The sequence below is a fragment of the Pseudomonas putida genome (genome assembly GCA_029953615.1).
Classification (GTDB): Bacteria; Pseudomonadota; Gammaproteobacteria; order Pseudomonadales; family Pseudomonadaceae; genus Aquipseudomonas.
Genome location: CP124529.1, coordinates 4,940,536 through 4,955,609, shown reverse-complemented (window position 1 = coordinate 4,955,609; position 15,074 = coordinate 4,940,536). Strand labels below are relative to the sequence as shown.

Annotated in this window: 6 protein-coding genes and 3 pseudogenes; all 9 read right to left on the bottom strand. The window is 65.8% G+C overall.

Annotation, left to right across the window (positions count from 1 at the left end):
* Position 1 precedes the first annotated feature (1 nt).
* The 9 genes and pseudogenes from QIY50_22660 to mnxG all read right to left on the bottom strand — a co-directional run bounded on the left by QIY50_22660 (position 2) and on the right by mnxG (position 14,902).
* A complete protein-coding gene (locus QIY50_22660) occupies positions 2-793 on the bottom strand; it encodes a hypothetical protein (protein WGV20070.1) in 792 nt (263 codons plus the stop codon).
* Positions 777-2,573 (bottom strand): GspE/PulE family protein, encoded by a 1,797-nt coding sequence (locus tag QIY50_22655; protein WGV20069.1) that lies wholly within the window; start codon positions 2,571-2,573, stop codon positions 777-779. Before QIY50_22655 ends, QIY50_22660 begins: the two co-directional genes overlap by 17 nt.
* Positions 2,574-2,633: 60 nt before the next feature.
* Positions 2,634-3,167, bottom strand: coding sequence for a response regulator (locus QIY50_22650; GenBank protein ID WGV20068.1), 534 nt, complete (start codon positions 3,165-3,167; stop codon positions 2,634-2,636).
* A 248-nt stretch (positions 3,168-3,415) separates the two neighbouring features.
* Positions 3,416-4,055: pseudogene (locus tag QIY50_22645) on the bottom strand (SurA N-terminal domain-containing protein).
* Positions 4,056-4,067: 12 nt separating this feature from the next.
* Positions 4,068-5,616: pseudogene (locus tag QIY50_22640) on the bottom strand (ABC transporter substrate-binding protein).
* Positions 5,617-5,742: 126 nt separating this feature from the next.
* A complete protein-coding gene (locus QIY50_22635; GenBank protein WGV20067.1) occupies positions 5,743-6,408 on the bottom strand; it encodes an SCO family protein in 666 nt (221 codons plus the stop codon).
* Entirely contained in the window at positions 6,405-7,061 is a 657-nt protein-coding gene (locus QIY50_22630) for an SCO family protein (GenBank protein ID WGV20066.1), read from the bottom strand. The genes QIY50_22635 and QIY50_22630 overlap by 4 nt, the downstream gene beginning before the upstream one ends.
* Complete coding sequence (locus tag QIY50_22625; protein WGV20065.1) at positions 7,058-9,034, bottom strand: YncE family protein; 1,977 nt, start codon at positions 9,032-9,034, stop codon at positions 7,058-7,060. Before QIY50_22625 ends, QIY50_22630 begins: the two co-directional genes overlap by 4 nt.
* Positions 9,035-9,054: 20 nt before the next feature.
* A pseudogene (mnxG, locus tag QIY50_22620) lies at positions 9,055-14,902 on the bottom strand (manganese-oxidizing multicopper oxidase MnxG).
* Positions 14,903-15,074: the final 172 nt, after the last annotated feature.

Sequence of the window (15,074 nt, the reverse complement as noted above, 5' to 3'; positions counted from 1 at the left end):
CTCAGGCCACCGCTTGCCACATGGCGCACAGCGGGTCGGCATCGGTGGCCGGCTGGCACAACTGCACCGCCGCCAGCTGCGGCACGTCGCCCCGGCCCGGAGCATGCAGGTAGACCCGTGGCAGGTGTTCGCCATACAGCTCACAGGTGCGCTCGATCAGCGCTTGCAGGGCCTGGTCACTATCTGCGCAACCTTGCGCCAGCACTTGCTGCCAGGCCCCGCCGGCAGCCAGCAGCAGCACGCTGCGGCGCGGTTCGGCCAGAACGAACAGGAAGTCGCCCTGCTCCAGCTGTGCCGCGCAGCGGTTGTAGGCAGCCATCAGGTACGGCTGCACCGAACGCAGGCTCAGGTGGCTTTCCCGGCCCAGCGCCTGCAACCGCTGCAGCAGGGCTTCGGGCAGCGCCGTGGCGATGCGTGCGGCACCGGCCGGCTCGGGCGAGAGCACGATGCGCCAGTCGTCCAGCGGCTGCCCGTAGAGGTTTTCGAAACAGGCGCGGGCGTAGGCGTCCAGCTCGCGCGGGTGGCTGATGGCATCACTCCAGGGCACCAGGCAGAAGCGGCTGTAGCGGGCCGACAGCAGCACCCGCAACTGGGCACCGCGCGCGGCATGCTCGGCCAGCAAGGTGGCCAGGGCGTCGACGGCGGCTTGCCACGCCGGTTGGGCGGTGTCGCAGGTAAAGTCGCGGCTGCCCAGCCATTGGTGGTGGTTGGCGTGCCAGCAGCCCAGGCCCACCCCTTCGGCGCCGAGTACGGCGCTGTAGCGGCAAGCACCATGTTCAGATGAATGTGACACGGTTGATCTCCTCGAGGGTGGTACGGCCATCACGGACCAGGTCCAGGGCCGAGGCCCGCAGCAGGCGCAGGCCGCGCTGGCAGGCGAGAGTCTTGATCTGCGACAGAGGGCGACGCTCGACGATCATCTGCCGCAGGTCGTCGTCCAGGTGCAGCAGTTCGGCGATGGCGCTGCGGCCGCGGTAGCCACTTCCACGGCACTGGCCGCAACCCTGGGCGCGGACGAACTTCCAGCCAGCCACACCCTCGCGGGTCAGGCCCGAGCCAAACAGGGTGTCGTCATCGTGTTCGCAGGGTGTAGCGCAGTGCGGGCAGGCCAGGCGGATCAGGCGCTGGGCCAGCACTGCATTCAGTGCGGAAACAAAGCTGTAGGGGTCGACCTGCATCTGGCTGAAGCGGCCGATCACATCGAACACGTTGTTGGCGTGGATGGTGGTGAACACCAGGTGGCCGGTGAGCGCCGACTGCACGGCGATCTGGGCGGTGTCCGGATCGCGGATTTCGCCGACCAGGATCTTGTCCGGGTCGTGGCGCAGGATCGAGCGCAGGCCGCGGGCGAACGTCAGGCCCTTCTTTTCGTTGACCGGGATCTGCAACACGCCGGGCAGTTGATATTCGACCGGGTCCTCGATGGTGATGATCTTGTCTACGCCGTGGTTGATCTCGCTGATCATGGCGTACAGGGTGGTGGTCTTGCCGCTGCCGGTAGGGCCGGTGACCAGGATCATGCCGTAGGGTTCGGCGGCCAGCCGGCGCAGGGCGCGCAGGGTTTCCTCGGCAAAGCCCAGTGCCTGCAGCTGCACGCCACTGACCCGGTCGGACAGGTCCTGTTTGTCGAGCACCCGCAGCACCGCGTCTTCGCCGAAGATGCTGGGCATGATCGATACCCGAAAGTCGATTTGCCGGTCGCCCACGGCAACCTTGAAACGGCCATCCTGGGGCACCCGTTTCTCGCCAATGTCCAGCTCGGCCATTACCTTGATGCGCGAGATCACCTGGTCGGCGAAGGCACTGCCGCTGGCCTTGCCGGCGCCGTTGAGCACACCGTCGATGCGGTACTTGATGGTCAGGCCCTGGCCGGTCATGCCCAGGTGGATGTCGCTGGCGTGCAGCTTGAGGGCGTCGTACAGCGTGGAGTTGACCAGCTTGACCACGCGGCTCTGGTCTTCGCTGATGCTGGCCAGCGACAGACGTTGCAGCGGGTCGCTTTCGCTGCTGGCTTCGATATCGTGGTCGAGGGCGTCCACGGCGTGGAAGCTTTCTTCGTGGCGGGCCAGGAAGGTGGCCAGATCTGCGGCGTGGGCCAGGTACAGCGGTGCGCCTTGCAGCACATCGTCGATCCAGGCCAGGCGGGCGTGGTCGAAGGGGTCGGCGAACACGCCCAGCAGTTGGCCGCCCTGCTCGATCAGCACGCACTCACGCTTCAGGCACATCGCCAGGCTGACCTTGTCGAAGCGTGGGCTGCTTGCCAGCAGGGTGTGGCTGTCCAGCACCGGGTAATGCAGGGTCAGGCCCAGGCGCTGGGTGAAGGTATCGGGGGTGTCGCAGGCCAGGCGTTCCAGGCGGGTGAGCAGGCGTTCATCGCTGGTTTGCAGGCGGGCCTGGGCCAGCAGGTCGCGGGGGTAGGCTGAGAATGGTGCTGGATGCTTCGCGGGCGTGCCCGCTCCCACAGGTTCACTGCGAACCTGAAGACCACGCGAATCCTGTGGGAGCGGGCAAGCCCGCGAAGAGGCCGGTGCAGGCTGTAGCAAATCCCGGGTTGCATCGAATGCTTCTGGCATGGCCTGCGACTCCGCTCAGGGGCGCGTCGCAGGCTGGCTCGGCCAGGGGTGCGGGCGCCGCTATTCCCCTGTGAGCAGTTGTTCGTCGTCGGGCCCTGGGGGCTTGGCGCCATTACGGCGGCGGTCAGCCAACACCCAGCTTCCATCGTACAACTGCAGGGGGAACGATTCGTTCCTGTTCTGGCGTCGTTCGACGAACCCTTCAGCCGGGTTGTCCTCGGCCCTGCGCCGGCGCTCGATGCCCATCAGGTCGAAGACCGCACGGGCCAGTTCCACCAACGGGAACGGCTTGAACAGGACATGGCTCACACCCAGTTCGGCGGCCCGCTCACGTACTTCTACGGTGGGGTGGGCGGTAATCAGCACGAAGTGGCACTGCCTGTTCCTGCGTACGCTCTCCAGAACCTGAAAACCCTCCATGTCGGGCAAGCGGTAATCCAGCACGATCACTTGCGGTGCCAGGCTTGCAGCCTGCTCGATACCACTGGCACCGTCGTGGGCAACATGAACTTCCAGGCCTTGCGCCTGCAGGTACGCTTGCAGGTTCTGCGCAAGGGTCTGTTCGTCATCGACTACCAATACTCTGTTCACCAAGGTCGACTCCCAAGAACTGCCCGGTAACCCGGTCTGCGAAGTGCGCCCCTGTACAGGCTTGAGCAGGCTTCGTGCCAGGCGTGAATAGTCATGCTGCACCACTGTAAATCATTGATTTACCAAAGGTATAAAGCAACATCTGGACCGCGGCAGGCAGGCGCACCCGCGGCGTTCCCCATATGCGGGGAAACTGATGGCACCATGCCATTTCGTTATTCCCCAGTATTGGGGAAACGCCATCAGCGACCTCAGTCGGCAATCTCCACATTAGCGGACGCGCGCAAACGTTGGCGCACGGACTGACGCGCCTGCGCCTCTCGCTGCCCGATGAGCGTGGTCCTGGCCAGGACCAGGCCCTGTTCGCGTATGACCGAAGGCTTGTCACTTTGTTGCGCTCCCTGCAAGGTTTCCCGGTTGGCATCATAGAATGCCTCGACTTCGGCCTGGCTGGGCGCGGCGACCGCACTCGAGCTGGGCATACACCTGCTGCGCGGCCAGCTCGCGCCGGGTGTACTCATTGTACTGTGCCCTATCGAAGCCCGCTTCCGCCAGCCGCCGTTCAAAGATTGCCGGGCTGCCAAGCGCGGCCTCGACCTCGCTCACATGCGCCGACACCTGTTCGTCGCTGATGGCTATGCCGCGGCGCTGGGCCTCTTGCCACAACAACTCCTTGTCGATCAGCTCACCCAGCGCCTGGTCGCGCAGGCGCTGGTACAGGGTCGGGTTGCGGATGCTGGCAACCGCGCGGCCCTGGGCGTCCAGGTACTCGCTGAAATAGCGCTCCAGGCGCGCCCTTTCGATCTCCACGCCATTGACCCGCGCCACCGCCATATCGGCCCAGCTTGCCTTGGCCAACACCTGCAACAGGCACAACAACAGAACACGCATGGCAACCTCCGCTCAAGGGCTGTCCGGCAGTGGCCGGTACGGGGTAACCGCGGTGAAGCGCGGCCCGGGCAGGGCCACCGGCCACCACATGGGCACCGGCCATGCCCTGGCGGCGACCGGGGCCGAAGCCCAGGGCCGGGGTCAGGCCGGTAGACACATCATGCAGGCCTTCCAGCGCGGCAATCAGCTGCTCGCGGCTGGTGTCACGGCCAGTCTGCTTCAACGCTTCGCTCAACAGGCGCAGGGCGCACAGGGTGTCGACCTGCAACGACGCCTGGCGAGCATCGAGGCCCTGGCGCTGCTGCAGGCCGGCAAGCGTCGCCAGGCCCTGCTCGGTCCAGTCCTCGGGCACATAGGGATAGGCCAGGAACACCTGTTGCGACCACGTCTCGGGCAAGCGCGCCACGGCGCCGGCCACTTGGCTCGAGGCGGCAAACAGGTAGGGCCGGCGGCCGGCGGCCTGCAACGCCGAGGCCAATTCGGCAAAGGCCTGGGCACGGCCCAGAAAGACAATGCCTTGCCCGTCCACAGCCTGGCCAGCAAAGGCCTGGACAGCAGGTGGTGCCCAGCCCTGCTGAAGCAGGCGTTCGCGCACTTGCTCGGCCAACGCCGCTTGCTCGTCGCCGGCATACACCACACGCAGGTCACCCGTGGCCAGGTGCAACACCGAGCGAGCATGGCCCGCCAGGCTCAGCAATTGCGCTGGCAAGCCGGGCAAGGGGTCGAAAATCTGTACGCTGCCGCCGCTGCGGGGGGTGCTACCGATCAGCGGTACATTGTGGGGCGCCAGCAAGCTGGCCAGGTGCTGATCGAGCATAGGTGCCAATGGCGCGATCAGCGCAAACACCCGCTCCTGCTCCAGCAACTGCTGCAGTGCCCGTTCGCCACTGGCCGGGTCGGCGCCAGGGTCAAGGGCAACCAGTACCAGGCGTCGCCCGTGGATGCCGCCTTGCTGGTTGAGCTGGGCCAGGCCGTCTTCCAGCACCGCACGCACCACTTGCCCGGCCTCGGCCAGCGGGCCGGATCCCGGCAGCAAGGTGCCCAGGCGCAACACGTCTTCCTCCACACCGGGGTCGCGCTCCTGGGCCAGGCGCTTGAGGTAGGCCGTGAGGTTGCGCTGGTCGGCCAGGGTCAGTTCGAAGCGTGGCATGGCCGGGTCCAGGCGATTGCCGGCCGGGTCGACACCGCGTTGAATGGCCCGGGCCAGGCTGCTGTCGCTGTAGGCCGGGTAGCGGCGGCCGTTGACCTCGCGTTCGCCCTGGCCTTGTGCCAGGCGTTGCCAGTCGAGGCTGGGCGGGCGCACACCACCTTCGGCCCGGCCGCGGCCATCGTTGCCGTGGCAGCTGGCGCAGGGCAGCACGCTGGCGGGGACCGTCATGTCGCTGGCGCCGACCCGGGCTTGCAACTGTGCGTCGCTGCTGGAGACGCCCTCGCGGTAGAGGCGTTTCCCGGCTTGTTCAGTGGCGGTGAGATCGAGGGCAAAAGCTGGAGTACCGACCACCAGACCAACAAGCAGCGCCAGGATTGTGTTCAAGACTCTTCCAGCCTGTTCTGGCCTCATCGCCGGCAAGCCGGCTCCCAACAGGGACAACATTGCCTTCAGGGGCACTACGGTCCCTGTGGGAGCTGGCTTGCCGGCGATGAGGCCGGCAGCAACAGCACAAGGCCGCCAAGGCATTCATGATGCTCACCGCCCTGCCAAAGGCAGGGCCAGCAACTGCATGCGCTGGGCAATCGCCGCAGGCGGTGCATCCGGGCGGATCTTGCTCCAGCGCTTGCCAGCCACATCGCCGGCAATCAGCTGTGTCGAATGCTGCTCAGGGCTGGGCAGGAACTGGCCGATGCGGCCGAGCACCAGGTCGACATTGGCCTTTTCACCAGTCAGGAACAACCAGTTGGGCCCGTCCACGCCCTGCTTCTCGGCAAACGCCTTGAGCACCTGCGGGCTGTCGTTCAGCGGGTCGCTGCTGATCGACACGAAGGTCACCTGGCTGGCCAACTGCGGCCCCATGGTCTCGCGCACTTCGCGCAACTTGCGGGTAATCAGCGGGCAGGCGTCGGTGCAGTGGGTGAAGATCACGTTGAGCATCACTACCTTGTCCTTGAGCACATCGCTATAGAAGCGCAGCTCGCGGCCGTTCTGGTCCTGGAGCACAGTGTCGGTGAACCAGGTCTGGGCATCACGGGTGCCACCGCCACTGGTCATCGCCTGCGGGGCCGGCTGCGGTTCTGGCGCCTGCGGGGCATGGCCTTGATGGGCCAAGGCCACCGAGGCGAGGATCCACAGGCAGCCGCCCAGCACCAGCCAGTCAAAACCGCGCATGCCTGCGCGGCGGGAGCTTGTCTGACTCATGGTTGCACCTCGTGATGGTCGGCAATCGCCGTGCTCTTGGCATGCACCCGGCGGGCGCCGAGGCGGTTGATTTCGTCGATCAGCACTGCCGGGTCGGTGAAGCCGTAGTAACGCGTCCAGTGCCCGCTGCGACCGTCACCTACCAGGATCAGCGGCGGGTGCTGGGTGAGGTCGGCGCTGAAGCTGCCCAGGCCCTTGAGGGTTTCGCTGATCGCATACGGCGTGCCGGTCAGCCAACTCCAGCCCGGCCCCTTCTGGAAAGCCTTGGCGTAGTCCTGCAGGCGCTTGGCGTCGTCACGTTGCGGGTCGACGCTGATCGATACCAGATGAATGTCCTGCCCTACCCGGCCACCCAGCTGCTGCTGGACCTTGCCCATGATCGACGACACCACCGGGCACACCGTGGTGCAGCTGGTGTAGATGAAGCCCATGACCACCAGGTGGTCGCCGACGAGGTCTTTTTCCAGGCGTACCGGCATGCCGTCCTGGTTCAGCAGCGAGACATCGGCAAAGCGCACGCTGGCCTTTTCCTGGCGCGCCGCCGGCGGCTTTGCGCCGTGGCCATCATGATCGTGGCCGCCATGGGCCAGGGCCAGGTTGCCGGCAAAAGCCAGGCTCAGGGCCAACAGTTTGCAAACATGCTTGGCGTTCATCGCAGGTTCCTCACCTCAATTTCGGAAGCGTTGGACGTTGCGGCCGGCAGGACGCGCAGGCTGGTGTAGTTTTCTTCGGCAAACCTGCGCCCCAGCGACGGCGATTGCACATGCAGGTACCAGGCGCCGGCTTCGGGCAGGTTCAGGGCCGCCTGATAGATGCCCTCGCCCACCTCCTCCAGCTGCAGGTTGCGCGGCATCGACGAAGGCGCCAGGAAGTAGCGCAGGCTCAGGTCGCTCAGGCCCAGGCGCGGTTCGCCGTCGTCGCCGACGATGCGCACCCGTGCAGTAATGGCGCTGTGCTGCGACAACGGCCGGTCCAGGCCGATGAACTCGGCATGCGCGCCCTTGCGCTTGCCGGCATTCGGCGCTACGGCCACGTCGGTGCTGAAGCAGTGGATGATCTGTGGCTGGTTGAGCAGGAAGGCCACGTCGAACTTGCCGGCAGCGGGCATCTTCACTGTCGAACCGTACACCCCCGGCGCCAGCTCCCGCAGGCTGCGGTCGACGACGATGGCGGCGCGGGCCTGGTGGCCACGGTTGTTGTAGCCGGACATCGGTGCGTTCATGCCTTCGGCATAGAAGTAGGTGGTGTTGTCCACCGGGTTGACCACGAACACCGAATTGTCGTCGCGGGACACCGACAGCCCCTGCGCCAGCGGCAGCTCCCCAGCCTGGCGTGGCGCTGCCGGGCCGGCCTCGAAGCCCTGGATGATCGGCGAGCGCCCTTCGCCCAGGCTGGCCAGGTTGATCATGCTCACCTTCGGCGAAGCCAGGCCGCGTACGTAGGCATAGCCCTTGGTGAAGGTCAGCTGGTACGGTTCGGCCGCCACCGGGATCTGGTGGATCAGCTTGTCGGTACTGGCGTCGATCACCAGTGCCTGATTCTCCAGCGTATTGAGCACGATGCCGTAGCGGCCATCGCTGCTGAAACGCATCGGCCCCAGGCCCTGTTCGGCCTGGACCGTGTGGCGCAGCTGGTGGTTGTGGGCGTCGAACACGCGCACGCTGCCCTCCTCGCCATCGACCACATACACCGCCTGGGATAGCGCCGAATAGCTGACCGCCAGCGGGTGCGGGCCAACCTTGATGGTCTTGGCCAGGCGCATTTGCGGGATGTCGATGACGCTCAGGGTGCCGCTGTCGCGGTTACTGACATAGGCGTAGCGCGAATCGGCACTGAAGGCGATCTCGTGGTGCCCGCTGCCGGTGTTGAAGGTTTTCAGGGTGTCGCGCCCCGGTACATCGATCACTGTTACCCCGCCCTTGGTCGGATCGCTGCTGTTGTTGCCTACCCACAGCCGGTGCTGGTCCGGCTGCAGGGCCACGCGCAGCGGCTGGTCGCCAGCGTCCAGGTCGGCCACGCGAGTGAAGGTTTCGGTGTCGATCACCGAGACCTTGCCGCGCTCGGGAATGGATACGAACACCTGCTTGTCGTCACCGGTGGCCACCCAGTCCATAGGCCGCCCAGGCAGGTCGATACGGGCCAGGGTGCTGGTCACACCGCCCACCGATACAGTCGGGTCGATCACCGTCAGGCTGGCGTCCTTGTTCATCATCAACAGGAAGTAACTGTTCAGGTCGAGCAACGGTCTGGCGCCGATGCTGCTTTTGAGGAACAGCGCGACACGGGCCTTGCAGCTCTGGTCGCGGTCGCCCTCCGGGGCCGACTGCGTCGGGTCGATCCACGCGCCCGGGGCCATGCCCGACAACGGCTGGCCACTGGCCTGGTCGCTGACCTTGAAACGAATGTTGGCGAAGCTGCCCTCCTGCAACTCATCACCCGCCAGCGGCCGAGCCTCGAACTCCACGGTCACACCGTCGCGGCTGAGCCGGTGCAGGGCCTGCGGGTCGGCAGAGCCCTGCAAATACTCGCGCGGATCGCACCAGAGGCTTTCATAGGCCACGCCCAGGCCGATCAGCACAGCCCCCAGTGCTACCCCCATGTACGCAAGGCGGGTCTTCTTGTTCATTTTCGCGCCCCCATTTGCCTTCACTGCGCCGGTGCCGTTGCCGGCGGCGCTTCATTGGTCACCCGCAAGATCCCCCACAGCCCCGAGAGGTTGCCGTAGGCGGCGTAGTCGCGGAACAGGTAGTCACCCGCCACCGCGTTGGCGCCGCCAGCACTGGGCAGCATGAAGCTGAAGTGCGCGGCCGGCAGCACACTCTCCTGGGCCCCGATGAACATGGCCATCGGGTTGTAGCCGAAGCGCACCGAGCCGATGCCGGGCAGGCTCAGCGGGTAGCCGTCGACGTCGTTCTTTTCGGCCTGGTAGTTGTGCAGTGGCCAGATGTGGCCGTCCAGCTGGTAGACCATGCCGCGGCTGCCACCACTGGGCATCACGATATGGTTACGCACTGGCTGGCCAGGCTTGGCGTACAGCACCGGGGTTTGCGGGTCGCCACCGACCAGGGCGTTGGCGTAGGCCATGTGGGCGTTGGGAACATCCCCAAAGCCAAGGCCATTGGCGCGGCCGAACGGCGAGTCGGGGGCCATGCCGAAGCGCAGCCACAGCGGCTCGGTCTTGTAGTTGACTGCCATGTTGCCGTTGTCCTGCGGGTCACCGGCAGCGCCGTTGCCTTCGGTGTTGATGCCTTCTACCGGGCGGCCATCGGCCCAACGCATGTTCAGCGCGCGCTGCCACACCGTGACGAAGTCGCGGTAGTCTGGCTGGCCGGTAACCTTCACCGTGGCCTGGGCACGGGTAGCCGTGTCCTCGGTCCAGGTGGCGGTTTGCGGCAGGATGCTCATGGCACCTACCAGGCCTTTCTGCGGCTGCTTGATGAAGTCCGACGGGGTCAGGTTGAGGCCGCCGAACTCAATGGCGGTGGTGTTGATGTTGTCCACCGTACGGCCCAGTTGCGACACTGGCTTGCCTTCACGCTCCAGGTGGCCGGCGTAGTACTGGTAGGTGCGGGTCGGGTAGGCACCACTGGCACCAGCACGGGGGGCCACGGTCTGCACCGGGTTCAGGCCTACGTTGGCGCCGTCGGACTTGGTGATGTCGTAGGCCAGCAGTTGCGCATGCAGGCCAACGTGGCTGGACGGCCGCATCAGGTTGTTGGCAAAGGCGGTGGAGCCCTCGCTGTCGAAGCGGTCACGCTTGACCACGTTGTGCATCACTGCTGTGCTGGGCAGGTCCGGCATCACCAGCGGCAGGCGGTTTTCCAGGGTGATGCTGATGCACTCGCCGGCGTTGGCGCGCAGCACCAGCGGCTCCACGGGCACGCCCGCCTTCAGCTTGCCGGTGTTGGCGTCCAGGTCGGCCTTGCGCACGTACAGGATCGCGGTCGGGTCGTGCAGCGGCGCGCTGTGGCCACCGATGGTGAAGGGTTCCCCATCTTCGGGGTCTACCCCACTGACCAGCGGGATGGTGGTCTTGCGGCTGTTGAACACCAGAGTGCCGCCATTGGCCTTGAGCGGGCCGCCGACATGCTGGCCGACACCGGCCGGGTCGTTGATGCTGACCCCGTTGCGGTTCTCGAGAATGTCGTTGGCCAGTGCCGCGACGATCTCGTAGCTGCGCTTGACGGTGGGACGGCTGCCGATGCCGTTGGGGTTGGCCGTGGTTTTCGGGCAGATGCCGTCGAAGTTGACGGTGTTGCGCATGGCCACCGGCTGCGGGTTGTTGGGCAGCGGGAACAGGTCGGCACGCTGCGCGGTGTAGTTGCGCATGATGCCCCAGATGCCGTTCCAGTAGCCCTCCAGGGCAGCATCCAGCGAATACAGGTAGTCACCGTTGCTGGCCGCCGAGCTGGAAATCAGCGACACCGGCGCCATGAAACCCAGTTGTTCGGAAATACCGATCATCTGCGATGACTTCCAGCCGGAGTTGGAGCTGTTGCCGTAGCCGGTGCCGTTCTGCAGCCACTTCACGCCATGCAATGTGACGTTGTGCTCCTCTTCATGGCCGCCGGCGTGCATGCGCAGGCGTACATTGTCACCGGAGTAGGTGCGCAGCATCGGGGTGAACGGGTCGCCCGGTTCGCTGCCGGCCGTGTTGATATGCGGCGGGAACAGCGTGGTGCCGCCGGTGGGGCCGACCGCCGAGGTGATTGCCGACGGTGCCAGGTTGGAGCGCCGGGATGGCGCGGTCGGTACGGGTTTGCAGGGCGTAGCTGAGGTCGCCGGCCAGGCCGTCGGCCTGCATGCCACGCTTGCCGTCCGGGCCGACCTTGTTTGGGTCGTACACGCGCAGGGCCAGCGGCTCGTTGCGGTAGTTGACGACGAACATGCCCGGGTCATCCACCGAGATTGCCTGCGGGCAGGGCCGGCTTGGGCAGCCCGGGTTGATGCCGCCGCGTTCCTCGACGATGGCTTCCAGCAGGTTCGACGCCTTGCCGCGCACCGGTGGGTTGATGGCGTAGCGGAAGCTGTCGGCAGTCGCCGGGTACGACTGGGCATCAGGGATGCCGTCCGGCCCGGCGCCGACGTACACACCGGCCTCGTAGGCATGCTGGAAGTCGCTGTATTCCAGGAAGAACTCGCGGTAGCTGTCGTTCTTGCCGTCGCCATCGCGGTCACCAGTCTGGATCACCGCCTGCCACGAGGTCGGGCCACCGTCCTGGCGCGTGGCCGGGTTGTACAGTTTTTCGCCGGTTTCGGCGTGGTACCAGGTGGAGCCGGCAGGTTCGGCCAGCACGGTGGCATACAGGCCCAGTTGCTGGTGGGTCGATGGGCCAAGGTGGTCGTGGGTGAAGATGGTGCCCAGGCCACGGTCGACGTTGTACACGTTCACCAGCGGGTCGGCGAACCAGCGCTGCATGGCCGTGCGTGCGCCCAGCCAGTCGGCCCGGCCGAAGCGGCCGAAGTATGGGTGCTGCCGGGCTTGCGGGCAGGCGGCGGTGCCGTCGCGGCTATCACCCTGGGTGCAGCCGTTGTAGGCACGAATGGCTTGCACCCGCTCGACCACGCTGCCGGGCGAGAGAATGCCGTCTTCGTAGTTCCAGCCGTTGGCCGAGCCGTCGGCAGCGGTCAGGTCCCACTTGGGCAGGTGGATATGCTGGCCGATCACATCGGTCGGGGTGCGCACCTGGTAGTCGTCCATCTCGTAGATGTTCGGGATCAGGTTGGTGTGCTGGTACATGGTGCAGTCAAAGGTGTTCATGCGCATCACCAGCGGCTCTGGCGGGCGCTGCTTGGTGATCACCGGCCAGGCGTCTTCCCACAGGGCGATGATGCGGGCTTGCGGGAAGTGGTAGCCGACCTTGTTGTACACCGCGTCGAACTGGATGTTGGCGCCCTTGTAGATGCGGGGGCGGTCGGCGGTGAAGGCCGAGGCGCCACGGAAGTTCAGGCCCGACAGGTTGTCGCCGCTGAAGTACTCACCAGCCCCGGAAGACTGGGTCAGGCGCTTGCCCCGGTCATCCATGCACGGTTCGTAGAACGGCGCGCCGGCAGTCGGCAAGGCGCCGTTGGTGCGGAACGCCTTGGCCACCGGCGCGCTGCCCGGGATCAGGGCAAAGCTTGAGTGTTCGGCCAGCGCATGAAACTGCATGGCCGCCTGCTCGACATCGGTACCCTCTTCCGGCAGGTAGATCGGCTTGGCCTTGTGTACCACCTTGGTGAAATCGAGCTTGGTGGTGGTGGTTTCCGCTTCCCCGCCAGCAGATACGCCGTCCAGCGCGTGGCGCCCCAGGCCGCCGTCCCAGCCATCGACCTGGTTCGGGTCGAGGTTGGCCCAAAGTGCCTTGCCGCTTTCCTTGAGCTGGCGTGCCATGGCCGGGTCGAGCATGTCCAGTGGCGGGGTGGGTGGGCGGTTACCCACGCTGCTTTCCATGCCGCCAATCCAGAACGGATAGCCAGGGTTCTTCAAGGTGCCGTCGGCGTTGCGGTTGGCGTCGCTGCGGTCGACCAGCACCAGCGAGCCGATGGCCTTGCGCACCGGCGCCTGGTTGGCTGGCTCGTCATCCTCGTCTTCTTCGGGCTCGCCGTCATCGTTGGCGGCAACCAGCGCTTCGGACAGCTTCGGTACCACCACCACCTTGCCTGGCATCGGCGCCATGGCCTTGCCAGGCAGCGGCACGATAGCCGGGATCGGCGTGCCGGCAACGATCTCGCCATCGGGCAGGGCCCGGGCGCCAACCGCCGGCTTGCCGCTGCGCAGGGCGAACGGGGTGCTGTGGAAGCCATTCTCGCCCTGCCCGCTCACCTCCAGGCGGGTGCCTTCCTCGAACACATCGTGTACCCGCCACATGGCCCACATGCCCTGGGCAAAGTGCGGGTAGAAGTGGCAGTGATAAATCGCATCACCCGCCACCCGGTTGCGGTTGCCCGAACCGCCGTTGGCGATTTCGTAGGTGTAGCCGACCCCAGCGCCAATGCCCTGGGCATCGATGTAGTCGGAGTTGTCGTCATTGGGGTTGAACAGCCACTGGTGGCCATGCAAGTGGAAGATGTGCTGCTCATGGCCGTTGTGGGTGTTGCGGAACTTGGTGAAGTCACCGATGTAGCTGTGGTGCACGTTGGCCGGTTCCGCCGGGAACAGGGCCATGCTGGCCTTGACCCCGACGGCGCTGGCCGGTGGCACTTCACCCGGGCGGATGTGCTCCAGGCCGACGTTGGCCGGCACATCCACCAGGGTACCGACGTCACCGACAGTGTGCGCACTGAGGAAGAACTCTTCATAGGCGCAGGAAAGGCAGTCATGCATCGGGCCCACGCCCAGGCGGTTGGCCACCACTTCCGCGCCCATGCCACCGGAACCGTAGTTGATCATGAACGAGTCGCGGGTGGGTTCCAGTACATGGCCCATCACCGGGTCGGCCCAGTAGCCAGGGAATGCCTGGGTGCCGGCGACCTCGTCGGCGAACTGCGAGGCGAAGTCACGGAACGCCTCCAGGCGGTTGGGCAGTGCCGGGTTGCGCTTGCCCAGGCTTTCCAGCGGGTAGGTGGATTTGGGGAAGCTGCCATCGGGGTTGGGGCCCATGACGATGGCATCGGTTTCGCTGTTGATGATCTGGTTGCCGTCGACCATGGCAATGATCGGCTTGCCGGCCTTGCCTTCGGCGATCCAGGGCTGCATTTGCGGGTAGCGGGCTTCGTAGTCGATCACCGGCTGGCCGGTGGCGGTACGGCCGGTGGTGGCCAGGCGCATTTCTTCTTCGGTGAGGGTATTGCGGTAGGTGCGGCCAAGCTTGGGCACCACCACGACCTGGCCGAACAGGCCGTTGGCAACGTTGCCCGCAGTGCCCTCGCCGCCGAAGGTGGCGGCTTTGCTGGTAGCGGCAAAAGCGCCTTCGCGTTCAGCGTACAAGGTATAGCTGCGGGTGCTGCCGGGGCTGACGAAGAAGTTGCCGTTACGCCCGGTATAGGCAGAAATGTCGGCGATGCTGTTGACCGCCTGCATGCCGTTGACCTGGAAGCCGACCATGCGCTCGGCCACCTGTTCGTCGGCGACGAAGCCTTCAGCGGCTTCATTTTCGAGCTCCGGCCCCTCTTCTGCGCCCTCGGGTTCTTCAGCTTCGATGCCGTGCTTGTTGGGGTTGGCCTTGTAGTCGAGCAGGTTGGTCAGGTTGACCGTAAGGCAGTCACCGGCGGCCACGCGCAGCACGATGGGCCGTGGGCGCTTGTCCGGGCGCAGGGTGACCTTGCCCGGTACTGCCGCCCCGCCCATGCTGAGAGGGACGTTTTTGTCGTCCACCACGTCCTCGCGCAGGGCGAACATCATGCCGTTCGCGTTTTGCGCGCCAAGGCGGTTGAACATCAGTGGCTGGTCCAGCGCCACCACGTTGGCGACCAGGGTGCGCTGGCACTGAACGGCCGCCTCGCTGGTCGACGCCCAGCCGAGCAGGGCCAGAACGAGTGATGACAGGATGGGGCCTTTGAGTGGTGTAGACATGCCGCACCTCCGGGACACAGGATCTCTGCGGGGAGCTGGAGCAAGGTGTATGCCAGGAGCGGATTGCTTTTGTTTTCAGTTGGTTGCAGCGGCAAACGAAACAGGTTGGGGAGGATTCCCCAGCGGTTTTCCCCGAAACGGGGGGTGGGTTGCAGGTGCTTGTCACGAGATT